The organism is Nocardioides segetis (genome assembly GCF_051390595.1).
Classification (GTDB): Bacteria; Actinomycetota; Actinomycetes; order Propionibacteriales; family Nocardioidaceae; genus Nocardioides.
In genome coordinates this window covers 307,082-329,370 of record NZ_JBNINR010000005.1, presented here as the reverse complement: position 1 = coordinate 329,370, position 22,289 = coordinate 307,082, and the positions used below count along the sequence as shown (strand labels likewise).

22 protein-coding genes are annotated in these 22,289 nt (G+C 72.5%); all 22 read left to right on the top strand.

Annotated features, from left to right (window positions below; all coding sequences use genetic code 11):
• Entirely contained in the window at positions 1-450 is a 450-nt protein-coding gene (locus ACPZVR_RS12245) for a type II 3-dehydroquinate dehydratase (protein ID WP_436699866.1), read from the top strand.
• 83 nt (positions 451-533) lie between these two features.
• Entirely contained in the window at positions 534-1,100 is a 567-nt protein-coding gene (efp, locus tag ACPZVR_RS12240; protein WP_436699865.1) for an elongation factor P, read from the top strand.
• 8 nt (positions 1,101-1,108) lie between these two features.
• Positions 1,109-1,516: a transcription antitermination factor NusB gene (nusB, locus tag ACPZVR_RS12235; protein WP_436699864.1), complete on the top strand. Its 408-nt coding sequence runs from the start codon at positions 1,109-1,111 to the stop codon at positions 1,514-1,516.
• Between the two features lie 159 nt (positions 1,517-1,675).
• Positions 1,676-3,055: a dihydrolipoyl dehydrogenase family protein gene (locus tag ACPZVR_RS12230; protein WP_436699863.1), complete on the top strand. Its 1,380-nt coding sequence runs from the start codon at positions 1,676-1,678 to the stop codon at positions 3,053-3,055.
• A gap of 364 nt (positions 3,056-3,419) precedes the next feature.
• On the top strand, positions 3,420-4,352 hold the full coding sequence (locus ACPZVR_RS12225; protein WP_436699862.1) for a MinD/ParA family ATP-binding protein: 933 nt from the start codon (positions 3,420-3,422) through the stop codon (positions 4,350-4,352).
• 79 nt (positions 4,353-4,431) lie between these two features.
• Positions 4,432-4,602 (top strand): CsbD family protein, encoded by a 171-nt coding sequence (locus tag ACPZVR_RS12220; protein ID WP_436699861.1) that lies wholly within the window; start codon positions 4,432-4,434, stop codon positions 4,600-4,602.
• 247 nt (positions 4,603-4,849) lie between these two features.
• Complete coding sequence (gene pyrR, locus ACPZVR_RS12215) at positions 4,850-5,416, top strand: bifunctional pyr operon transcriptional regulator/uracil phosphoribosyltransferase PyrR (RefSeq protein ID WP_436699860.1); 567 nt, start codon at positions 4,850-4,852, stop codon at positions 5,414-5,416.
• Complete coding sequence (locus tag ACPZVR_RS12210) at positions 5,413-6,345, top strand: aspartate carbamoyltransferase catalytic subunit (RefSeq protein WP_436699859.1); 933 nt, start codon at positions 5,413-5,415, stop codon at positions 6,343-6,345. Before pyrR ends, ACPZVR_RS12210 begins: the two co-directional genes overlap by 4 nt.
• Positions 6,342-7,628: a dihydroorotase gene (locus ACPZVR_RS12205; RefSeq protein WP_436699858.1), complete on the top strand. Its 1,287-nt coding sequence runs from the start codon at positions 6,342-6,344 to the stop codon at positions 7,626-7,628. Before ACPZVR_RS12210 ends, ACPZVR_RS12205 begins: the two co-directional genes overlap by 4 nt.
• A complete protein-coding gene (carA, locus tag ACPZVR_RS12200) occupies positions 7,625-8,749 on the top strand; it encodes a glutamine-hydrolyzing carbamoyl-phosphate synthase small subunit (protein ID WP_436699857.1) in 1,125 nt (374 codons plus the stop codon). Before ACPZVR_RS12205 ends, carA begins: the two co-directional genes overlap by 4 nt.
• Complete coding sequence (carB, locus tag ACPZVR_RS12195; protein WP_436699856.1) at positions 8,749-12,054, top strand: carbamoyl-phosphate synthase large subunit; 3,306 nt, start codon at positions 8,749-8,751, stop codon at positions 12,052-12,054. The genes carA and carB overlap by 1 nt, the downstream gene beginning before the upstream one ends.
• A complete protein-coding gene (locus tag ACPZVR_RS12190; protein ID WP_436699855.1) occupies positions 12,051-13,079 on the top strand; it encodes a quinone-dependent dihydroorotate dehydrogenase in 1,029 nt (342 codons plus the stop codon). Before carB ends, ACPZVR_RS12190 begins: the two co-directional genes overlap by 4 nt.
• A gap of 1 nt (position 13,080) precedes the next feature.
• A complete protein-coding gene (locus ACPZVR_RS12185) occupies positions 13,081-14,241 on the top strand; it encodes an alpha-hydroxy-acid oxidizing protein (protein WP_436699854.1) in 1,161 nt (386 codons plus the stop codon).
• Positions 14,238-15,062: an orotidine-5'-phosphate decarboxylase gene (gene pyrF / locus ACPZVR_RS12180; RefSeq protein WP_436699853.1), complete on the top strand. Its 825-nt coding sequence runs from the start codon at positions 14,238-14,240 to the stop codon at positions 15,060-15,062. The genes ACPZVR_RS12185 and pyrF overlap by 4 nt, the downstream gene beginning before the upstream one ends.
• 14 nt (positions 15,063-15,076) lie before the next feature.
• Positions 15,077-15,541, top strand: a complete 465-nt coding sequence (locus tag ACPZVR_RS12175; RefSeq protein ID WP_436699852.1) for a hypothetical protein — start codon at positions 15,077-15,079, stop codon at positions 15,539-15,541.
• Between the two features lie 102 nt (positions 15,542-15,643).
• Positions 15,644-15,961: an integration host factor, actinobacterial type gene (gene mihF / locus ACPZVR_RS12170; protein WP_436699851.1), complete on the top strand. Its 318-nt coding sequence runs from the start codon at positions 15,644-15,646 to the stop codon at positions 15,959-15,961.
• A complete protein-coding gene (gene gmk, locus ACPZVR_RS12165; RefSeq protein ID WP_436699850.1) occupies positions 15,961-16,518 on the top strand; it encodes a guanylate kinase in 558 nt (185 codons plus the stop codon). The genes mihF and gmk overlap by 1 nt, the downstream gene beginning before the upstream one ends.
• A gap of 58 nt (positions 16,519-16,576) precedes the next feature.
• Positions 16,577-16,912: a DNA-directed RNA polymerase subunit omega gene (rpoZ, locus tag ACPZVR_RS12160; RefSeq protein ID WP_436699849.1), complete on the top strand. Its 336-nt coding sequence runs from the start codon at positions 16,577-16,579 to the stop codon at positions 16,910-16,912.
• A gap of 13 nt (positions 16,913-16,925) precedes the next feature.
• The gene (gene coaBC / locus ACPZVR_RS12155) at positions 16,926-18,155 is read left to right on the top strand and encodes a bifunctional phosphopantothenoylcysteine decarboxylase/phosphopantothenate--cysteine ligase CoaBC (RefSeq protein ID WP_436699848.1); all 1,230 of its coding nucleotides are present in this window, start codon (positions 16,926-16,928) and stop codon (positions 18,153-18,155) included.
• A gap of 93 nt (positions 18,156-18,248) precedes the next feature.
• Entirely contained in the window at positions 18,249-19,448 is a 1,200-nt protein-coding gene (gene metK, locus ACPZVR_RS12150) for a methionine adenosyltransferase (RefSeq protein WP_436699847.1), read from the top strand.
• 134 nt (positions 19,449-19,582) lie between these two features.
• A complete protein-coding gene (locus ACPZVR_RS12145) occupies positions 19,583-21,712 on the top strand; it encodes a primosomal protein N' (RefSeq protein WP_436699846.1) in 2,130 nt (709 codons plus the stop codon).
• A 28-nt stretch (positions 21,713-21,740) separates the two neighbouring features.
• Positions 21,741-22,286 carry a peptide deformylase gene (gene def, locus ACPZVR_RS12140; RefSeq protein WP_436699845.1) on the top strand — a complete coding sequence of 182 codons (546 nt, stop codon included), beginning with the start codon at positions 21,741-21,743 and terminating at the stop codon, positions 22,284-22,286.
• The last annotated feature ends 3 nt before the right edge of the window (positions 22,287-22,289 follow it).

Below are 22,289 nucleotides of genomic sequence, written 5' to 3'. Positions count from 1 at the left end.
ATGGCCAAGCCCGACGTCTACGTGCTCAACGGCCCCAACCTCGGCCGCCTGGGACGGCGCCAGCCCGAGATCTACGGCAGCACCACCCACGCCGACCTGCAGGACCGCCTGCTGCCGGCGTGGGGCAAGGAGTTCGGCCTCAAGATCCACTTCTCCCAGACCAACCACGAGGGTCAGCTCCTCGACTGGCTCAACATCGCTGCCGACCGCGCCTGGCCGGTCGTACTCAACGCCGGTGCCTGGACCCACTACTCGTACGCGCTCTACGACGCCTGCGCCCAGCTCACCGCCCCGCTGGTCGAGGTGCACATCAGCGCGCCGTCGAAGCGCCCTGAGGAGTTCCGGCACACCTCGGTCGTCACGCCGCACGCCGCGAAGGTCATCGAGGGCGAGGGCATCGACGGATACCGGCAGGCGCTCGAATTCATCGCAGCCCACGGCGCGCACTAGACTCTCCCGCTGGCCCCGGTGCGCCCCGTCTGAGGTGGCGCTGCGGCCACCCGATCTTCGACACCTCCAGAGAAGGCTGACGCATGGCAACGACGAACGACCTCAAGAACGGCATGGTTCTCAACCTGGAGGGCCAGCTCTGGCAGGTGGTGGAGTTCCAGCACGTGAAGCCGGGCAAGGGTCCCGCGTTCGTCCGCACCAAGCTCAAGCACGTCGAGTCCGGCAAGAACGTCGACAAGACCTTCAACGCCGGCACCAAGGTCGAGACCGCCACGGTCGACCGCCGCTCCTTCCAGTACCTCTACAACGACGGCACCAACTTCGTCTTCATGGACGTCCAGGACTACGACCAGGTCGAGGTCGACCCGTCGATCGTCGGCGACGCCGCCGGCTTCCTCCTCGAGAACCAGGAGGTCATCCTGGCTACCAACGAGGGCCGGGTCCTCTTCATCGAGATGCCCGCCTCGGTCGAGCTCGTCGTCTCCTACACCGAGCCGGGTGTCGTCGGCGACTCGGCCACCGGCCGCACCAAGCCCGCCACCCTCGAGACCGGCGCCGAGATCCAGGTCCCGCTGTTCATCGAGCAGGGCGAGAAGATCAAGGTCGACACCCGCGAGGGCGGCTCGTACCTCTCCCGCGTGAAGGGCTGATCCACCTCGTGGGAGCCCGGACCAAGGCCCGCAAGCGCGCCCTCGACGTCCTCTACGCCGCCGACCTGCGCGGCGAGACGGGCGCCGAGGCGCTCGAGCGGGTCACCGCCGAGGGCGAGGCCCCGGCGAACCCCTACACCGCCGTGATCGTGCGCGGCGTGAGCGAGCGCCGCGCCCGGATCGACGAGGTGCTCGAGGAGTTCTCCACCGACTGGAGCCTCGCCCGGATGCCCGCCGTCGACCGCAACGTCCTGCGGATCGGCGTGTGGGAGCTGTTGTGGGCCGACGACGTCCCCGACACCGTCGCCGTCACCGAGGCCATGGGCCTGGTCCGCGAGCTGTCCACCGACGACTCGCCGGCGTTCGTCAACGGGGTGCTCGGCGCGATCCAGCGCAAGAAGGCGTCACTGGTCTGACCACCTGACCTGATGCGGTTAGGGACCAAACCGCGACAATTCGGGCCTCGGGCATGCGGTTTGTGCCCAATCGACGAGCTCCCGACGACCTCTCGACGACGCCGCGGCCTCCGCGCGGGCCCCTTGGCCCGTCCTTGCCGGCTGTGCCACTGTGGCGCCATGACAGGCCAGCGGGAAGCCGACGTCGTCGTCATCGGACTCGGGCCGGGCGGTGAGCACCTCGCCGCCTCGCTCGCCCGGGCGGGACTGTCGGTGGTCGGGGTCGACCGCCGGCTCGTCGGTGGCGAATGCCCCTACTTCGGCTGCATCCCGTCGAAGATGATGATCCGGGCCGCTGACGCACTGGCCGAGGCCCGGCGGGTGCCCCTCCTGGGCGGCACCGCCGAGGTCGCGCCGGACTGGACGACGGTGGCCGACCGGATCCGCGACGAGGCGACGGACGACTGGGACGACAGGGTCGCGGTCGAGCGGTTGGAGAAGTCCGGCGCGCGATTCGTGCGCGGCCACGCCCGGCTCGCCGGCGCCGGCCGCGTGGTGATCGAGACCGACGGGGGCGACCAGGAGGTCGTCGTACGTCGGGGCGTGGTGCTCAACACCGGCACCGAGCCCGCCGTTCCGCCCATCGACGGGCTCGCCGGGACGCCGTACTGGACCAACCGGGACGCCGTCCGGCTCCGCGAGCTGCCGAGCAGCCTGGTCGTGCTCGGCGGTGGCGCGATCGGCTGCGAGCTCGCCCAGGCGTTCTCCCGGTTCGGGGTCGAGGTGGTCGTCGTCGAGGCGGGGGAGCGGATCCTCGGCCCCGAGGAGCCGGAGGCCAGCGCCGTCGTCGCCCGGGCGCTGGAGGCCGAGGGCATCGCCGTCCGGGCCGGGACCGGAGTCACCTCGGTCGCGCACGACGGAGCCTTTCGCGTCGGCCTCGCCGACGGCACGTCGCTCGACGCCCAGGCGCTGCTCGTGGCCGCCGGGCGGCGCACCAACCTGGGGGATGTCGGACTCGACACGGCCGGACTCGACCCCTCGGCGCGCTCCATCGACGTCGACGAGCGGATGCGGGTGCGTGGCACCGACGGCGTGTGGGCGGTCGGTGACATCACCGGCAAGGGCGCCTTCACGCACATGTCGATGTACCAGGCGCAGGTCGCGATCCGCGACCTCACCGGTGAGGACGGGCCGTGGGCCGACTACCGCGCGGTCGCCCGAGCCACGTTCACCGATCCCGAGGTCGGCTCGGTCGGCATGACCGAGGACCAGGCGCGGGGCGCGGGCCTGCGGGTCGGCACCGGCTCGGCGCCGCTGCCGGAGTCGAGCCGCGGCTGGATCCACAAGGCGGGCAACGACGGCCTGGTCAAGGTCGTGGCCGACCTCGACCGCGGCGTGCTGGTCGGAGCGACCGCCGTCGGTCCCGCCGGCGGCGAGATCATCGGCATGCTGGTCACCGCCGTGCACGCCGAGGTCCCGCTCGCGACGCTGCGGGGGATGCACTTCGCCTATCCCACCTTCCACCGAGCGATCGAGACGGCACTGTCGGACGTGTCCTGACCCCGGCGGGCCGGGGTAGGTTGGCGGGCGACCGCTGCCTATCTCGGAGGTACTCGTGAGTCACTCGTCGACCGACCCCCTGTTCGATCCGCTCACCGACCCGCTCGGAGCCCGACCGGCGTCCGCGCCGGACGGGGCGCCAGTCTCCGCGCCGGTCTCCGCGCCGGCTGACGAGCACACGTCCGTCCGGGGACTCCACGCCGGTGCGCCCACTCCCGTCGGTCCGCCGCCCAGCGCTCCGCCGCCCAGCGGTCTGCCGCCCACGGGCCCGCCGCCGGGCGGCCCGCCGGCCGGCGTACCCGCGGCCCCGACGCCCCAGGGGGTGCCTCCCGCCCCTGCTCCGGCGAGCGAGCCGCGGAGGTTCATGAGCGCCACGGACTTCCTCGACCGGCGCGAGGGAGGGGCGGCGCCGGGCCCGGCGACCTGGGGCTGGCGCGGCCGGGTACGCCGCTGGAGCGGTGGCCTGGTCAAGCCGGCCATGGGCGCCCGGGAGCGGGCCTACGAGGCCGACCGGGCCGCCATCCAGAAGGACTTCGACGGCCCGCGCACCATCGCCTTCGTCAACCCCAAGGGCGGCGCCGCGAAGACCACGAGCGTGCTGGCCGCCGGCTACACCTTCGGCACGGTCCGCGGTGGTGGCGTGATCGGCTGGGACAACAACGAGACGCGAGGGACGCTGGGGATCCGCGGTGCGCGCGGCCACCACCGCAACACGACCCGGGAGCTGCTCGACGACCTCGGCCGGTTCACCGACGTCCACCAGTCCCGGATCGGCGACCTCGGCGCCTTCGTCCGCTCCCAGGGCGACGCCCACTTCGACGTCCTGGCCTCCGACGAGCGCCCCGACGTCACGGGCGTCATCCACGCGGAGGACTTCCGCGAGGTCCACGCGCTGCTCGAGCGCTTCTACCGGATCCTGCTCATCGACACCGGCAACAACCTGCGCGCGGAGAACTGGCTGGCCGCGGCGGACGCGGCCGATCTGCTCGTCGTCACCAGCACGGTGCGCGAGGACACCGGCTACAGCGGGCTGTGGATGCTCGACGCGCTGCAGGACGCGGGGCACGAGAACCTGAAGTACAAGACGATCACGGTGCTCTCCGACCCGAGCCCGAAGGTCGACGAGGCGCTGGCGCGGGACCTCGTGCAGGTCTACGAGCAGCGCACGCGGGGCGTCTACCGGGTGCCCTACGACCCGGCGCTGGTGTCCGGCTCGGTCGTCCCGTACGCCCAGCTGTCCGCCGACACCCGGCGGTCGTGGCTGCGGGCGTGCGCCGCCATGGCGGCCGCGTTGTAGGACGTCGGCCACCCGGATCACGGACCGTCGGCCGGGTACCCCAGACGGGACAGCCGCCCGACGACGAGAGGAGCCCACGATGGGTCTCGACGACAAGCTGAGCAACAAGACCGAGGAGATGGCCGGCAGGGCCAAGGAGGCGGCCGGGAAGGCCACCGACGACGAGGACCTCGAGGCCGAGGGCAAGGTCGACAAGGCCAAGGGCAACCTCAAGCAGGCCGGCGAGAAGGTGAAGGACGCCTTCAAGTAGGACGGCCCGCGCTCGTGGAGGGACCTGGCCCGGCCGGGTCCCTCCGTCGCGTGGTGGTCAGACCAGTCGTCGATTGGGCACAGACCGCATGTCCGGGCCCCGAATTGTTGCGGTTTGGGACCAAACCGCAACGCCTGGCACGCCGATCCCGGTTCGCCGCCGGCCCGGCCGAGCAGGTAGGGTGATCCGCAGTTCGACATCCTTTAACGAGCCGTCCAGTGAGGCGGAGAAGGAGGGCCGTTCAGCCTTGCCTGCACAGCAGACCTCGAAGGCACACGAGGGCACCGACGCCGGTCGCGTCGTCCTCGACGCCGGCGACATCAGCCGGGCGTTGATCCGCATTTCCCATGAGATCCTCGAGCGCAACAAGGGCGCCGAGGATCTTCTGCTTCTCGGGCTCCACACCCGGGGCGTCCCGCTCGCGCGCCGCCTGGCCGACAACATCGCCCAGGTCGAGGGTACGACGGTCGCCACCGGCGAGCTCGACGTCACGATGTATCGCGACGACCTGCGCTCGAACCCGACCCGGGCCCCGCATCGCACCCAGGTGCCGGCGGGTGGGATCGACGGCAAGACCGTCGTGCTGGTCGACGACGTGCTCTACAGCGGCCGCACCATCCGGGCCGCGCTCGACGCGCTCTCGGACCTGGGCCGGCCGGCCGCCGTACGGCTGGCGGTGCTGGTGGATCGCGGTCACCGCGAGCTCCCGATCCGTGCGGACCACGTCGGCAAGAACCTGCCGACGGCCCGCAGCGAGCGGGTGAGTCTGCGTCTGGTCGAGACCGACGGCGAGGACGAGGTGCGGATCCGGTGAACAAGCACCTGCTGACCATCGACGACCTGGCACCCGACGACATCGAGGCGATCTTCACGACCGCGGCGGAGATGCACGACGTGCAGCGGCGCCAGGTCAAGAAGCTCCCGGCGCTGCGCGGTCGCACCGTCATCAACCTCTTCTTCGAGGACTCCACCCGCACCCGGTCCAGCTTCGAGATCGCGGGCAAGTGGCTCTCCGCCGACGTGATCAACCTGTCCGCGAAGGGCAGCAGCGCGAGCAAGGGCGAGTCCCTGCGCGACACCGTGCTGACGGTGACGGCCATGGGCGTCGACGGGCTGGTGGTCCGCCACGGCGCGAGCGGCGCGGCCGAGCAGATCAGCCGATGGGTCGACGTCCCGGTGATCAACGCGGGCGACGGCACCCACGAGCACCCGACGCAGGCGCTGCTCGACGGCTACACGCTCACCCGCCGGCTCGGCACCCTCGAGGGCAAGCACGTCGCGATCGTCGGCGACCTCACCCACAGCCGGGTGTTCCGCAGCAACGTCAAGAGCCTCATCAAGCTCGGCGCCACGGTCACGGCCGTCGCTCCGCCGACCCTGATGCCGGCGGGCGTCGGGGACTGGTCCAAGGCCGCGGGCTTCGCCACCAGCTACGACCTCGACGAGGTGCTCCCGCATGCGGACGCCGTGATGATGCTGCGCGTTCAGCGCGAGCGGATGAGCGGCGGCTTCTTCCCGACCGCGCGCGAGTACACCGTCGGCTACGGCCTGACCCGCGACCGTCTCGCGCTGCTGCGGCCCGGCACGCCCATCCTGCACCCCGGTCCGATGAACCGCGGCCTGGAGATCTCCGCGGACGCCGCCGACGCGATCGACTCGGTCGTCCTCGACCAGGTGTCCGCCGGTGTCGCCGTCCGCATGTCCGTGCTCTACCACCTGCTCGCCGGTGAGGAGACCTCATGAGCATCCTGATCAAGGGCGCCACACTGTCCGACGGCACGACCACCGACGTCCTGGTCCGCGACGGCGTCGTCGCGGAGGTCGGCTCGCTGAAGGCCAAGGCCGACCGCACCATCGACGCCGCCGGGCTGCGCCTGCTGCCCGGCCTGGTCGACCTGCACACCCACCTGCGTGAGCCCGGCCGGGAGGACGCCGAGACGGTGCTCACCGGCTCGCGTGCGGCCGCGGTGGGTGGCTTCACCGCGGTCCTCGCCATGGCCAACACCAGCCCGGTCACCGACACCGCCGAGGCGGCGGAGCGGGTCCACGACCTCGGTCGCGCCGCCGGGCTGGTCGACGTCCAGCCGGTCGGGGCGGTCACCAAGGGCCTGGCCGGCGAGGAGCTCGCCGAGCTGGGCCTGATGGCGCGCAGCCGGGCGAAGGTGCGGGTCTTCTCCGACGACGGGAAGTGCGTCCACGACCCGCGGGTGATGCGCCGGGCGCTGGAGTACGTCAAGGCGTTCGGCGGGGTGGTCAGCCAGCACAGCCAGGACCCGTCGCTGGCGGGCCCGACCGCGTGCTGTCACGAGGGCGAGCTCTCCGCGCGGCTCGGTCTCCCCGGCTGGCCCGGCGTCGCGGAGGAGGTCATCGTCGCCCGTGACGTGATGCTCGCGCGGCACACCGGCAGCCGCGTGCACGTCGCGCACGTGTCGACCGCCGGTAGCGTCGAGGTGATCCGCTGGGCCAAGGCGCAGGGGATCGACGTCACCGCCGAGGTCACGCCCCACCACCTGCTGCTCACCACCGAGCTCCTCGCGGGCTACGACCCGACGTTCAAGGTGAACCCCCCGCTGCGGCCCGACGAGGACGTGCGGGCCCTGCGCGAGGCGTTGGCCGACGGCACCATCGACGCGGTCGCGACCGACCACGCGCCGCACGCGCGCCACGACAAGGAGCACGCGTTCGTCGACGCCGCCTTCGGCATGCTCGGCCTCGAGACCGCGCTGCCGGTCGTCACCACCGTGATGGTGGAGAACGGCCTGCTCGACTGGGCCGGCGTCGCCCGCGCGATGAGCGTCAATCCCGCCCGCATCGCCGGCCTCGACGACCAGCACGGCCGGCCGATCGCCGTCGGCGAGCCCGCCAACCTCACCCTGGTCGACCCGGCCGCCCAGGTCGTCGTCGACCGCGCCGCCAGCGTCTCGCTGAGCCGCAACAACCCCTGGCACGACCGCAAGCTCACCGGGAAGGTGATCGCCACGCTCCTGCGCGGCACGCCCACGGTGCTCGAAGGAGCTCTCGCATGACCCAGTCCCAGCCCGCCCTGCTCGTCCTCGAGGATGGACGCGCCTTCCGCGGGGAGGCCTACGGCGCCGAGGGGGAGACCTTCGGCGAGGCCGTCTTCAACACCGGCATGACCGGCTACCAGGAGACGCTGACCGACCCGTCGTACCACCGCCAGGTCGTCGTCATGACCGCGCCGCACATCGGCAACACCGGCGTCAACGACGAGGACCCGGAGTCGAAGCGGATCTGGGTCGCCGGGTATGTCGTCAGGGAGCCGGCGCGCATCCCGAGCAACTGGCGCTCGCGCCGCTCGCTCGACGACGAGCTGCGCGCGCAGGGCGTGGTCGGCATCTCGGGCATCGACACCCGAGCGCTCACCCGCCACCTGCGTGAGCGCGGCGCCATGCGGGTCGGCATCTCGACGGTCGAGACCGACCCGGACGCCCTGCTCGCGCGGGTCAGGGAGTCCGCCGAGATGAGCGGCGCCAACCTGTCCGAGGCGGTCTCCACCGCGGAGGCGTACGTCATCGAGGCGCAGGGGGAGAAGCGGTTCACCGTGGCCGCGCTCGACCTCGGCATCAAGGACATGACGCCGCAGCGGATGAGCGAGCGCGGCATCGAGGTCCACGTGCTGCCGGCCACCGCGTCGATCGACGACGTGCTGGCGGTGCGCCCCGACGGCCTGTTCTTCTCCAACGGCCCCGGTGACCCGGCCGCCACGACCGGCCAGGTCGAGCTGCTCCAGCAGGCGCTGGAGCGCGGACTGCCCTACTTCGGCATCTGCTTCGGCAACCAGCTCTTCGGGCGCGCGCTCGGCTTCGGCACCTACAAGCTGAAGTACGGCCACCGGGGCATCAACCAGCCGGTGATGGACCTGACCACCCGCAAGGTCGAGGTCACCGCGCACAACCACGGGTTCGCGGTCGACGCACCGCGCGACACCCCCACCGAGACGCCGTACGGCACCGCCACCGTGAGCCACGTGTGCCTCAACGACGACGTCGTCGAGGGCCTCGAGCTGCATGCCGAGGGCAGGCTCAAGGCGTTCTCCGTCCAGTACCACCCCGAGGCCGCCGCCGGCCCGCACGACGCGGCGTACCTCTTCGACCGCTTCACCACGCTCCTGGAGGAGAACGCCTGATGCCGAAGCGCGACGACATCACGTCCGTCCTGGTCATCGGGTCCGGCCCGATCGTCATCGGCCAGGCCTGCGAGTTCGACTACTCCGGCACCCAGGCGTGCCGGGTGCTCAAGGAGGAGGGCCTGCGGGTCGTCCTGGTCAACTCCAACCCGGCGACGATCATGACCGACCCGGAGTTCGCCGACGCCACCTACGTCGAGCCCATCACGCCCGAGTTCGTCGAGAAGGTCATCGCCAAGGAGCGCCCCGATGCGATCCTGCCCACCCTGGGTGGTCAGACCGCGCTCAACACGGCCATCGCCCTGCACGAGAACGGCGTCCTGGAGAAGTACGACGTCGAGATGATCGGCGCCAGCTTCGAGGCGATCCACCGCGGCGAGAACCGCGAGCTCTTCAACGCCATCGTGCACAAGGTCGGCGGCGAGGTCGCGCGGTCCTTCGTCTGTCACTCGATGGACGAGGTCGCCGACGCGGCCGCCGAGCTGGGCTTCCCGATCGTGGTCCGTCCGTCCTTCACGATGGGTGGTCTCGGCTCCGGCATCGCCTACGACGAGGCCGACATGCACCGCATCGCCGGCGCCGGACTCTCCGCCAGCCCGACCACCGAGGTCCTCATCGAGGAGTCGATCATCGGCTGGAAGGAGTACGAGCTGGAGGTGATGCGCGACAAGGCCGACAACGTCGTCATCATCTGCTCGATCGAGAACTTCGACCCGATGGGCGTCCACACCGGCGACTCGATCACCGTCGCGCCCGCGATGACCCTCACCGACCGCGAGTACCAGCACCTGCGCGACCTGGCGATCGGCATCATCCGCGAGGTCGGCGTCGACACCGGCGGCTGCAACATCCAGTACGCCGTCAATCCCGCCGACGGCCGCGTCATCGTCATCGAGATGAACCCGCGGGTGTCGCGCTCCTCCGCGCTCGCCTCCAAGGCGACCGGCTTCCCGATCGCCAAGATCGCCGCGAAGGTCGCGGTCGGCTACACCCTCGACGAGATCCCGAACGACATCACGCAGGAGACGCCGGCGTCGTTCGAGCCGACCCTCGACTACGTCGTGGTGAAGGTCCCGCGGTTCGCCTTCGAGAAGTTCCCCACCGCCGACCCGACGCTGACCACCCACATGAAGTCGGTCGGTGAGGCGATGGCGATCGGCCGCAGCTTCACCGAGGCGCTCAACAAGGCCCTGCGCTCGCTGGAGAACAAGGCAGCGCCGTTCGACTGGGCCTCGCCCGTCGGCGACCGGGCCGCGCTGCTGGAGCAGATCCGGGCCCCGCACGACGGACGGCTGCAGAAGGTCATGCAGGCGATCCGCGCCGGGGCCAGCCAGGAGGACGTCCACGACGCCACCCGGATCGACCCCTGGTTCGTCGACCAGCTCTTCCTGATCGACGAGGTGGCCGCGAAGGTCGCCGCGACCGAGACCCTCGACGCCGACGCCCTCCGGCTCGCCAAGAGGCACGGGTTCTCCGACGCGCAGATCGCGGCCATCCGCGGCCTGAAGGAGTCCGAGGTCCGGATCGCCCGCCAGACGCTGGGCGTACGACCGGTCTACAAGACCGTCGACACCTGCGCCGCGGAGTTCGCCGCGCAGACGCCGTACTACTACTCGTCCTACGACGAGGAGACCGAGGTCCAGCCGCGCGCCGAGGGCAAGCAGGCCGTCATCATCCTCGGCTCCGGCCCCAACCGGATCGGCCAGGGCATCGAGTTCGACTACTCCTGCGTCCACGCCTCCCTCGCGCTGGCCGAGGCCGGCTACGAGACGATCATGGTCAACTGCAACCCCGAGACCGTCTCCACTGACTACGACACCTCCGACCGGCTCTACTTCGAGCCGCTCACCCTCGAGGACGTGCTGGAGATCTACGAGGCCGAGAAGGCCGCCGGCCCGATCGCCGGCGTCATCGCCACGCTCGGTGGTCAGACCCCGCTCGGGCTCGCGCAGGGCCTGCAGGACGCCGGCGTCCCGATCGTCGGCACCAGCCCCGAGGCGATCGACCTGGCCGAGGAGCGCGGTGCCTTCGGGCGGGTGCTCGCCGCGGCCGGCCTGGTCGCGCCGAAGCACGGCACCGCCGTGTCGTACGACGAGGCCCGGGCGATCGCGCACTCGATCGGCTACCCGGTGCTGGTGCGGCCGTCGTACGTCCTCGGCGGACGCGGCATGCAGATCGTCTACAGCGACGCCGCGCTGGAGGCCTACATCGAGGCCGCCACGGAGATCAGCCCCGACCGGCCGGTGCTGGTCGACCGGTTCATCGACGACGCGGTCGAGATCGACGTCGACGCGCTCTACGACGGCACCGAGCTCTTCCTCGGCGGTGTGATGGAGCACATCGAGGAGGCCGGCATCCACTCCGGCGACTCCTCCTGCGCCCTGCCGCCGATCACGCTCGGCAACGCGGAGATCGGCCGGATCCGCGAGGCGACCGAGGCGATCGCCGAGGGCGTCGGAGTCCGTGGTTTGATCAACATCCAGTTCGCGCTGGGCGCCGACGTGCTCTACGTCATCGAGGCCAACCCGCGGGCCTCGCGCACGGTGCCCTTCGTCTCCAAGGCGACCGGCACCCAGCTCGCCAAGGCCGCCGCCCGGCTGATGCTGGGGGAGCCGATCGCGGCGCTGCGGGCCGCGGGCGTGCTCCCGGCCGAGGGCGACGGCGGCACCCTGCCCGCCGACGCGCCCATCGCCGTGAAGGAGGCGGTGCTCCCGTTCAACCGGTTCCGCACCAAGGACGGCCAGTTCGTCGACACCGTGCTCGGTCCAGAGATGAAGTCGACCGGCGAGGTGATGGGCTTCGACGCCGACTTCGGCACCGCGTTCAGCAAGTCCCAGGCCGCGGCGTACGGCCCCCTGCCGACCGCGGGCAAGGTGTTCATCTCGATCGCCGACCGCGACAAGCGGACCATGGTCTTCCCGGCCCGCGTGCTCGTCGACTACGGCTTCGAGATCCTCGCGACCCAGGGCACCGCCGACGTGCTGCGCCGCAACGGCATCCAGGCGACCGTCGTCCGCAAGCACTTCGAGGGCCCCGGTCCCGACGGCGAGCCGACGGTCGTGCAGATGATCCTCGACGGTCAGATCGACCTGATCGTGAACACGCCCCACGGGTCGACCGGCGGGGGCGACTCCCGCGTCGACGGCTACGAGATCCGCTCCTCGGCCGTGCTGACCGGGACGCCGTGCATCACGACCGTCCAGGGCCTCGCTGCCGCCGTCCAGGGCATCGCGGCGGTCCGGGCGGGCGCGATCGGCGTGCGCTCGCTGCAGGAGTGGAACGCGGCCGCCGAGGCGGCGCGGTGACGCTCTACGACAAGGTCTTCGACAACGTCCTGGTCCGCGTCGACGCCGAGCGGGCGCACCACCTGACGTACGACGCGCTGCGGGCCGGTGGTCCGCTGCTGTCCCGCGCGCCGATCCCCGCCGGTCCTGGCGGCGCGCCGGTGCGGGCGATGGGCCTGACCTTCCGCAACCGGCTCGGTCTCGCCCCCGGCTTCGACAAGAACGCCCAGGTCTACGACCGGATGGGCGCCTTCGGGTTCGGGCACGTGGAGATCGGCACGGTCACTGCGCTGGCCCAGCCGGGCAACCCCCGCCCGCGGCTGTTCCGCCTGCCCGACGACCGGGCGATCGTCAACCGGATGGGCTTCAACAACGACGGGGCGACCGCGGTCGCCGCGCGGCTGGCGAAGCGGCGGCGCGGCGACCTGGTGCTCGGCGTCAACATCGGCAAGTCCAAGGTCGTGCCCGACGACGACCAGGCGGCGGTCGAGGCCGACTACGAGACATCCACCCGGCTGCTCGCCCCCCACGCGGACTACCTCGTCGTCAACGTGAGCTCGCCGAACACGCCCGGCCTGCGCAACCTGCAGGCCGTCGAGAAGCTCGCGCCGCTGCTCGGCCACGTCCGTCGTACCGCCGACGAGGTGACCGCCGCGCCGCTGCCGTTGCTGGTCAAGATCGCGCCGGACCTGTCCGACGAGGACGTCCTCGCCGTCGCCGACATGGCGCTCGACCTCGGCCTGGCAGGGATCATCGCGACCAACACCACGATCTCCCGCGACGGGCTGCGCACGCCCGCCGCGCAGGTCGAGGAGATCGGCGCCGGGGGCCTGTCCGGCGCGCCGCTCAGCGAGCGCTCGACCGAGGTGCTGCGGCTGCTGCGCGGCCGCGTCGGACCCGCGCTCACGCTGATCGGCGTCGGGGGCATCGGGACGCCCGAGCAGGCCCGTGCCCGGGTCGCGGCCGGTGCCGACCTGGTGCAGGCCTACAGCGCTCTCATCTACGGTGGCCCGATGTGGCCGCGCCGGATCCTGAAAGGCCTGTGAGATGAGCTTCGGGGACTACCAGATCGAGCTGTACCTCGGTGCGCTCGGCGGGGTGCTCCCCGCCCATCCCTTCGACTACGCGGACCTGGAGGCGCGGGCCCTCGCCGCGCTGCCGCCGGAGCTGCGGACCTATGTCGCCGGGGGCGCCGGTGACGAGTCGACCCAGCGGGCCAATGTCGCTGCCTTCCAGCGCTACGCGCTGGTGCCCCGGATGCTCCGTGCGCCGGTCGAGCGCGACCTGTCCGTCGAGCTCTTCGGCCGGCGGCTGGCCAGCCCGCTGCTGCTGGCGCCGATCGGCGTCCTCGGCCTGTGCACGCCCGACCAGCACGGCGACGTCCACGGCGCGGAGGTGGCGGCGGCGACCGGCGTGCCCCTGATCGGCTCGACGCTGATGAGCGACCCGCTCGAGGACGTCGCCGCCGCGGCCGGCGACGCGGGCAAGTGGTTCCAGCTCTACACGCCGAAGAACCGCGACCTCGCCGCCAGCCTCGTGCAGCGGGCGGAGAAGGCCGGCTACGAGGCGATCGTGATCACGCTCGACACTTGGGTGCCCGGGTGGCGGCCGCGCGACCTCGCCAGCGGCAACTTCCCGCAGCTGCGGGGCAAGGCGCTGGCCAACTACACCTCGGACCCGGTCTTCCAGGAGATGACCGGCCCGGACCCGGACCCCGGCACCGTCGTGATGACCTGGGTCGGCACGTTCGGCCATCCGGTCACCTGGGACGACCTGCCCTGGCTGCGGTCGCTCACCGACCTGCCGATCGTGCTCAAGGGCATCTGCCATCCCGACGACGCGCGACGCGCCCTCGACGAGGGCGCCGACGGCATCTACTGCTCCAACCACGGTGGTCGGCAGGCCAACGGCGGGGGAGCGGCCCTCGACTGGCTGCCCGACGTCGTGACCGCGGTCGACGGCCGTGCCCCGGTGGTCTTCGACTCCGGCGTGCGCACCGGCGCCGACGTCGTCAAGGCGCTCGCCCTCGGTGCCGACGCGGTCGCGATCGGCCGGCCCTACGCCTACGCCCTGGCGCTCGGCGGCGTTCCCGGCGCGGTCCACCAGGTCCGCGCGCTCCAGGCCGAGCTCGACCTGATCATGGCCGTCGACGGCTACCCCGCCCTGGCCGACCTCGGCCCCGACGCCCTGCGGAGGATCCCCTCATGACCTTCGGAGCCCGGCTCCATGCCGCGATCAGCGACCGCGGTCCGTTCTGCGTCGGCATCGACCCCCACGGCGCCCTGCTGCGCGCCTGGGGCTACGACGACGACGTCGCCGGGCTCGAGCGGTTCGCCCTCGGCGCGGTCGAGGCCGTGGCGCCGTACTGCAGCGTCGTGAAGCCGCAGTCGGCGTTCTACGAGCGGTTCGGCAGCCGGGGGGTGGCGGTCCTGGAGCGCGTCGTCGCCGCGGCGCGGTCCGCCGGCGCGCTGGTGCTCCTCGACATCAAGCGCGGCGACATCGGCTCGACCTCGCAGGCCTACGCCGACGCCTACCTCGACCCCGCCTCGCCGCTGGCCTGCGACGCGGTCACCGTCAGCCCCTTCCTGGGCTTCGGGTCCCTGCAGCCCTTCGTCGACACGGCAGTCAAGCACGACGCCGGACTCTTCGTGTTGGCCGCGACCTCCAATCCGGAGGGGCCCGAGGTGCAGGACGCGGTCACCGGCGGACGGACGGTCGCCGCGACGATGCTCGACCACCTGCGCCGGCTCAACGCCGACGCGGTGCCGCTGGGCTCGTTCGGGGCCGTCGTCGGCGCGACCCTCGCGGACGACCGCGGTCTCGACCTGGCGTTCAACGGACCGATCCTGGCACCCGGCTACGGCGAGCAGGGCGGCACCACCGACGACATCCGTCGGATCTTCGGGTCCAGCGCCGCCCAGGTCCTGGCGAGCTCGTCGCGGGGCGTCCTGCGGCTCGGCCCCGACCCGGCGGCGATGCGCGACGCCGTACGGCGGACCAACGACGAGCTGCGCGGGCTCCAGGGCTGAGCCCGAGACCGAGCATGCGCCGCAACCTGCCGCTGCTGCTGGTCCTCGTCGTCGCCGTGGTGCTCGTGGTGGGTTTCCTCGTGCTCCGCGGCGGTGAGGACGACCCGTTCGCCGACTACTGCTCCGAGGTCGCCGACCGCCGCGAGGACGTGGGCGCCGCGCTCTCGGCCGGCGCGACGACCGGACTGCTCCGGGCGCTGCCGAGCTTCGAGGCCCTGGCCGAGCGCTCGCCCGACGACATCCGGCCCGACTGGAGGCTGGTCGTCACCCGGATCACCGACCTCGCCGAGGCCCTCGACGCGGCGGGGGTCGAGCCGGCGACGTACCGGGTCGACGCGCCGCCGGAGGGCCTCTCCGACGACGACCGGAAGGCGATCGAGGCGGCCGCGGTCCGGCTCGGCGCGCCGGAGACCTCGACCGCGCTGGCCCGCGTCGAGCAGCAGGCGCGCGACGTCTGCAAGACCCCGCTGAGCCTGTGACCGCGACCGGGAGCGGGCCGCGTTGCCGACGGGGAACCCCTGTGGCTAGATTGGCAGCCGGCTCGCACCCGCCGACCGTCTGCACCGAAGGATCTCTCACCCGTGGCCCTGCCTCCCCTCACCCCTGAACAGCGCCAGGCCGCTCTCGAGAAGGCAGCGGCCGCCCGCCGGGAGCGAGCGGAGGTCAAGAACCGGCTGAAGAACTCCGGCGCCTCCATCAGCGAGGTGCTGCAGCAGGGTCAGGTCAACGAGGTCATCGGCAAGATGAAGGTGCTCGACCTGCTCCAGTCGGTGCCCGGCCTCGGCAAGGTCCGCGCCCGTCAGGTGATGGAGCGGCTCGGCATCGCCGAGTCGCGCCGGGTCCGGGGGCTGGGGGCCAAGCAGGTCGCCGCGCTCGAGCGCGAGTTCGCCGACCAGTAATGCCCGCCCAGCTCTTCGTCCTCGCCGGACCCACCGCGGTCGGCAAGGGCACGGTGGCGGCTGCGATGCGCGAGCAGCACCCCGAGATCTACCTGTCCGTGTCCAGCACGACCCGGCCGCCGCGTCCCGGCGAGGTCGACGGCGTGCACTACCACTTCGTGTCCGCCGACGAGTTCGACCGGATGGTCGCCGAGGGCCAGATGCTCGAGTGGGCGGTGGTCCACGGAGTGCACCGCTACGGCACGCCGCGCGGTCCGGTGGACGCGGCGCTCGCCGCCGGTCGTCCCGCGCTTCTCGAGATCGACCTCCAGGGCGCCCGGCAGGTGCGGGACTCGATGCCGGAGGCGGTCTTCGTCTTCCTCAAGCCCCCGTCGTGGGAGGAGCTCGTCCGCCGGCTCGTCGGCCGCGGCACCGAGGACGCGGAGGAGCGGGAGCGTCGGCTGGCCACCGCGCGCGAGGAGCTGGCCGCCGAGGCGGAGTTCGACGTGACGATCGTGAACCGCGAAGTTCACGCTGCCGTCGAGGAGTTGGTAACCTTGATGGTTGGTTCGCGCTGATCCACCCGATCGGCCCCTCCTGTCTCCTGCCCGCCCATCATCTGTGAGGCTTCGCCACGTGTCTGCCCCGAACATCGCCGCCGAGGGTGTCACCAACCCTCCCATCGACGACCTGCTGTCCAAGACCGACAGCAAGTACAAGCTGGTGCTCTACAGCGCCAAGCGCGCGCGGCAGATCAACGCCTACTACTCGCAGCTCGGCGAGGGCCTGCTCGAGTACGTCGGCCCGCTCGTGGAGACCCACGTCCAGGAGAAGCCCCTGTCGATCGCGCTGCGCGAGATCAACGAGGACCTGCTGACCTGCGAGGACATCGACCCGGCCGAGCTCGCCGCCGAGCAGGCTGCCGCGGCCGCCGCTGCCGCCGCGGAGACCCCGGTCGCCGACGCCGAGTGATCTGACGACTGCCATGGCCGGCCGCAGGGTGGTGCTCGGCGTCTCGGGCGGCATCGCCGCCTACAAGGCCTGTGAGCTGCTGCGGCGGTTCACCGAGTCCGGGCACGACGTCACGGTCGTGCCGACCGCGGCGGCGCTGGAGTTCGTCGGGGCCCCGACCTGGGCGGCGCTGTCGGGCAAGCCGGTGTCCGCCGAGGTCTGGGACGGTGTCCACGAGGTCCCGCACGTGCGCCTCGGGCAGACCGCCGACCTCGTCGTGGTGGCGCCCGCGACGGCCGACCTCCTGGCCAAGGCCGCCCACGGGCTGGCCGACGACCTGCTCTCCAACACCCTGCTGACCGCGCGCTGCCCGGTGGTGCTGGCTCCGGCCATGCACACCGAGATGTGGGAGCACCCGGCCACCACGGCCAACGTCGCGACGCTGCGCTCCCGCGGCGTGCTGGTGATCGAGCCGGCCGAGGGCCGCCTGACCGGGGCCGACACCGGCAAGGGGCGGCTGCCCGACCCGGAGGAGATCTTCGAGGTCGCCCGCGACGTACTCGCCCGGTCGCAGTCCGCCACGGCGGGCGCCGTCCACGACCTCGCCGGTCGCCATGTCGTCGTCTCCGCCGGCGGCACCCGGGAGCGGCTCGACCCCGTCCGCTTCCTCGGCAACCGCTCCTCGGGCCGACAGGGCTATGCCCTCGCCCGGGCGGCAGCGGCCCGCGGGGCCGAGGTGACCCTGATCGCGGCCAACGTCAGCCTGCCCGACCCGGCAGGGGTCAAGGTCGTGCGGGTGGAGTCGACCTCGGAGCTGCGCGACGCCGTACTGTCGGCGGCAGCCACCGCCGACAGCGTCGTCATGTCGGCGGCGCCGGCCGACTTCCGGCCGGTCGCGACGTCGGCCACCAAGATCAAGAAGGCCGACGACGGATCGGCCCCGTCGATCACGCTGCAACAGAATCCCGACATCCTCAAGGAGATCTCGACCCACCGAGCGCGCCCGGAGGCCGTGATCGTCGGTTTCGCCGCCGAGACCGGCGACGCGACCGGCAGCGTGCTCGACCTGGCGCGGGCCAAGCTCGCCCGCAAGGGCTGCGACCTGCTCGTCGTCAACGACGTCAGCGGGGGAGCGGTCTTCGGGAGCACCGACAACGAGGCGGTGATCCTCGGCGCGGACGGCTCCGCCGTCGAGGTCCCGCACGGCACGAAGTCGGCCCTCGCCCACCTGATCTGGGACCAGGTCGTCGCCCGCCTGGCCTGACGACACGTCCTGAGACTTCTCGGGCATCACTCCAGCCCATCCGTATCGTTGGACCACCGCCCCACCCGCCCCCAATCAGGAGTTCCCACCACCATGACCGGACGTCTGTTCACGTCGGAGTCGGTGACCGAGGGTCACCCGGACAAGATCGCCGACCAGATCAGCGACACCGTGCTCGACTATCTGCTCGAGCACGACCCGAAGAGCCGGGTCGCCGTCGAGACCCTGCTCACCACCGGACTGGTGGTCGTCGCCGGTGAGGTGACCACGGAGGCCTACGCCCCGGTCGCCCAGCTGGTGCGCGAGAAGGTGCTCGAGATCGGCTACGACTCCTCCGACAAGGGCTTCGACGGCAACTCCTGCGGCGTCCAGGTCGCGATCGGCGCGCAGTCGCCCGACATCGCCCAGGGCGTGGACACCGCGGAGGACGTTCGCCTCGGCGGCTCCTCCGACGAGCTCGACAAGCAGGGTGCGGGCGACCAGGGCCTGATGTTCGGCTACGCCTGCGACGACACCCCCGAGCTGTTCCCGCTGCCGATCAAGATCGCGCAGACGCTGGCGGAGAAGCTCACCGAGGTCCGCAAGGACGGCACGCTGCCCTACCTCCGTCCCGACGGCAAGACCCAGGTCACCATCGAGTACGACGAGGACGACCGCGCGGTCCGCGTCGACACCGTGGTGCTGTCCACGCAGCACGCCGAGGACGTCACCCAGGAGCAGATCGCCGCCGATATCACCGCGAAGGTGATCGAGCCCGTGCTCGAGCAGTTCAAGACCAGCGTCCCGTTCGACGGCTACAAGCTGCACATCAACCCGACCGGCAAGTTCGTCGTCGGGGGCCCGATGGGCGACGCCGGCCTGACCGGTCGCAAGATCATCGTCGACACCTACGGCGGCATGGCGCGCCACGGCGGCGGCGCGTTCTCGGGCAAGGACCCGTCCAAGGTCGACCGCTCGGCCGCCTACGCCATGCGCTGGGTCGCCAAGAACATCGTCGCCGCGGGCCTGGCCCGTCGCGCCGAGGTCCAGGTCGCGTACGCGATCGGCGTCGCCAAGCCCGTCGGTGTCTTCGTGGAGACCTTCGGCACCGGCGTCGTCGCGGACGAGAAGATCCAGGAGGCCGTGCTCGAGGTCTTCGACCTGCGCCCGGCCGCGATCCTGCGCGACCTCGACCTGCGCCGGCCGATCTACGCCAAGACCGCCGCCTACGGTCACTTCGGCCGCGAGCTCCCCGAGTTCACCTGGGAGCGCACCGACCGCGCCGACGCCCTGAAGGCCGCCGCCGGTCTCTGATCCACCGACCCGGCGCATCTGTACGCCGCTCGACCGCCGACCCGTCGCGTTCAAACGCGACGGGTCGGCGTGTTCTGGAGGTTCAGATGCGACGGGTCGGCGATGGATCGGATCCCGCTGGTAGAACATCCGGCATGACCCCCACTCCCGACGAGCCGGCGCTGGAGCTGCCCGGGCTCGTCCGGGACCGGGCGGCCGAGGGCCGGGCCAAGGCCGCCGCCACCCGGGCACGCAAGGCGGTCGAGGCGGAGATCACCACCGTCGACCCGGTGGCCCGGGTCGTGCTCGACCTGCCCCTGGCGCACCTCGACCGGGTCTTCGACTACGCCGTCCCGGCCGCGATGGCCGACGGCGCCGTGCCCGGGAGCCGGGTCAAGGTCCGCTTCGGCGGGCAGGACGTCGACGGCTTCGTCGTCGAGCGGGTCGCCGCCTCCGACCACGACGGCCGGTTGGCGCCGCTGCGGCGGCTGGTCAGTCCCGAGCCGGTGCTCAGTCCCGCGGTCGCGGCGCTGTGCGAGCAGGTCGCCGAGCGGTACGCCGGCGTCAGCTCCGACGTGCGCCGCCTCGCCGTCCCGCCGCGGCACGCCACCACGGAGAAGGAGCCGACGCCGCCCGAGCCTCCCCTGACCTACGACGCCGGCGCGGCGGAGCACGCCTGGGCGGCCTACCCCGCGGCCGCTCCGTTCCTGGGCCACCTGCGCGAGGGCCGTCCGCCGCGGGCCGTGTGGTCGGCCGGGCCGGGGGAGGACTGGCCGCTCCTGCTCGCCCATCTCGCGGGCGCCGCGCTGGTCGCCGGGCGGGGCAGCGTCCTGTGCCTGCCCGACCACCGTGACGTCGCCCGCGTGGACGCCGCCCTCACCGCACTGCTCGGCGAGGGTCACCACGTCGCCCTTCACGCGGATCGGGCCTCCGGGTCGAGCGAGTCGACGGCGTCGGTGGGGCCGCACGCCGCCGGCGACGCCTCCGGCCTCGCTGCCGGCCGGGTGTCCGGCCCGGCCGCGCGCTACCGAGAGTTCCTGGCGGTCAGCCGGGGTGGGCGGCGCATCGTCGTCGGCACCCGCTCCGCGGCGTTCGCCCCGGTGCGCGACCTCGGGCTCGTGGTGGTGTGGGACGACGGCGACGACCTGCACGCGGAGCCGCGCGCGCCCTACCCCCACGTGCGGGAGGTGCTGCTGCTGCGCGCGGAGCAGGAGCGCGCGGCGGCCCTGGTCGGTGGCTTCGCCCGGACCGTCGAGGCCCAGCACCTGCTCCACACCGGCTGGGCGCGCGAGATCGCGCTCCCGCGAGCCGCCGTGCGCGAGCGGGCGCTGATCGGCATCAGCGGCGCGACGGACGTCGCGATCGCGCGCGACCCGAGCGCCGGGGCCGCGCGGGTGCCCCGCGAGGCGCACGACGCCCTGCGCTGGGGCCTGGCCCGCGGCCCGGCGCTGGTGCAGACGCCGCGGGCCGGCTACGCGCTGCGGCTGGCCTGCGAGCGCTGCCGCACCCCGGCCCGGTGCCGGGCGTGCTCGGGGCCGCTCCAGCTCACCGGCCCCACGACGCCGCCCCGCTGCCGGTGGTGCGCGACCGAGGCGCCTGGCTGGTCCTGCGCGGAGTGCGGGTCGACCGGCCTGCGAGCGCCGGTGGTCGGCGACGCCCGCACCGCCGACGAGCTCGGTCGCAGCTTCGCGAAGGTCCCCGTGGTCTCCTCGTCCGGCGACCAGGTCCGGACCCGGGTGGGCCCCGAGCCGCGGATCGTGGTCGCGACGCCCGGCGCCGAGCCGGTCGCCGAGGGCGGGTACGCCGTCGTCGTGCTGCTCGACACCTGGTGGGCGCTGGGTCGCGACAGCATGCGTGCGCCCGAGGAGGCGCTACGGCGCTGGTGCAACGCGGTCGGACTGCTCGGACCGGGCGGTCGCGCGCTCGCGGTCGGCGACCCGGCCAGCCCCGCCCTGCAGGCGCTGGTGCGCTGGGACCCCGCCGGGTTCGCGGTCCGGGAGGCCGAGGACCGGTGGGAGGCGCGGTTGCCGCCCGCCGCCCGGCTGGCGACGGTGACCGGTCCACCCGGCGCCCTCGACGACGTCCGCGCGCTGCTGGCGCTGCCCGACGCGGCGGAGGTGCTCGGTCCGGTCCCGACCCGCGACCCCGAGGTGGAGCGGCTGGTGCTGCGGGTGCCGCGCGCCCAGGGCGCGGTGCTGGCCCGCGCCCTGGCGGAGACGCAACGGCTGCGCTCGGCCCGCAAGCTCGACCCGGTGCGGATCCAGGTCGATCCCTGGGAGCTGTGACCGCCGGTGCGCCCACTAGGCTGACGCAGTGGCGATCCGACCCATCCGACTCTTCGGCGACCCCGTCCTGCGCAAGCCCGCGATCGAGGTCGTCCACTTCGACGCCGAGCTGCGCCAGCTGGTCACCGACCTGACCGACACCATGCTCGACGCGCCGGGAGCCGGCCTGGCCGCGCCCCAGATCGGCGTGGGACTGCGCGTGTTCACCTGGTACGTCGACGGCGAGGTCGGGCACCTGGTGAACCCGACCCTCCAGCTCTCCGAGGAGACGCAGGACGGCCCCGAGGGCTGCCTGTCGCTGCCCGAGCTCACCTATGACTGCCTGCGTGCGCTGTCGGTGGTGGCGAGCGGGTTCACCATGCACGGAGAGCCGGTGACGATCGAGGGATCGGAGCTGCTCGCCCGGGCGATCCAGCACGAGACCGATCATCTCGACGGCATCCTGTTCATCGACCGGCTCGACGAGGCCGGCCGCAAGGCGGCCATGCGCGAGATCCGCGAGTCGGAGTGGTTCGGGCTGGAGAAGCCGACGGTGAGGGTCTCGCCGCACGCGACGGGGGGATTCGGCCGATGACGC

Bases quoted from the DNA above. Each gene is read 5' to 3' on its own strand.
- ACPZVR_RS12245 (WP_436699866.1), top strand. From the start codon at position 1: ATGGCCAAGCCCGACGTCTACGTGCTCAACGGCCCCAACCTCGGCCGC.
- efp (WP_436699865.1), top strand. From the start codon at position 534: ATGGCAACGACGAACGACCTCAAGAACGGCATGGTTCTCAACCTGGAG.
- ACPZVR_RS12230 (WP_436699863.1), top strand. From the start codon at position 1,676: ATGACAGGCCAGCGGGAAGCCGACGTCGTCGTCATCGGACTCGGGCCG.
- ACPZVR_RS12225 (WP_436699862.1), top strand. From the start codon at position 3,420: ATGAGCGCCACGGACTTCCTCGACCGGCGCGAGGGAGGGGCGGCGCCG.
- ACPZVR_RS12220 (WP_436699861.1), top strand. From the start codon at position 4,432: ATGGGTCTCGACGACAAGCTGAGCAACAAGACCGAGGAGATGGCCGGC.
- ACPZVR_RS12205 (WP_436699858.1), top strand. From the start codon at position 6,342: ATGAGCATCCTGATCAAGGGCGCCACACTGTCCGACGGCACGACCACC.
- carA (WP_436699857.1), top strand. From the start codon at position 7,625: ATGACCCAGTCCCAGCCCGCCCTGCTCGTCCTCGAGGATGGACGCGCC.
- carB (WP_436699856.1), top strand. From the start codon at position 8,749: ATGCCGAAGCGCGACGACATCACGTCCGTCCTGGTCATCGGGTCCGGC.
- ACPZVR_RS12185 (WP_436699854.1), top strand. From the start codon at position 13,081: ATGAGCTTCGGGGACTACCAGATCGAGCTGTACCTCGGTGCGCTCGGC.
- pyrF (WP_436699853.1), top strand. From the start codon at position 14,238: ATGACCTTCGGAGCCCGGCTCCATGCCGCGATCAGCGACCGCGGTCCG.
- ACPZVR_RS12175 (WP_436699852.1), top strand. From the start codon at position 15,077: ATGCGCCGCAACCTGCCGCTGCTGCTGGTCCTCGTCGTCGCCGTGGTG.
- gmk (WP_436699850.1), top strand. From the start codon at position 15,961: ATGCCCGCCCAGCTCTTCGTCCTCGCCGGACCCACCGCGGTCGGCAAG.
- coaBC (WP_436699848.1), top strand. From the start codon at position 16,926: ATGGCCGGCCGCAGGGTGGTGCTCGGCGTCTCGGGCGGCATCGCCGCC.
- metK (WP_436699847.1), top strand. From the start codon at position 18,249: ATGACCGGACGTCTGTTCACGTCGGAGTCGGTGACCGAGGGTCACCCG.
- ACPZVR_RS12145 (WP_436699846.1), top strand. From the start codon at position 19,583: ATGACCCCCACTCCCGACGAGCCGGCGCTGGAGCTGCCCGGGCTCGTC.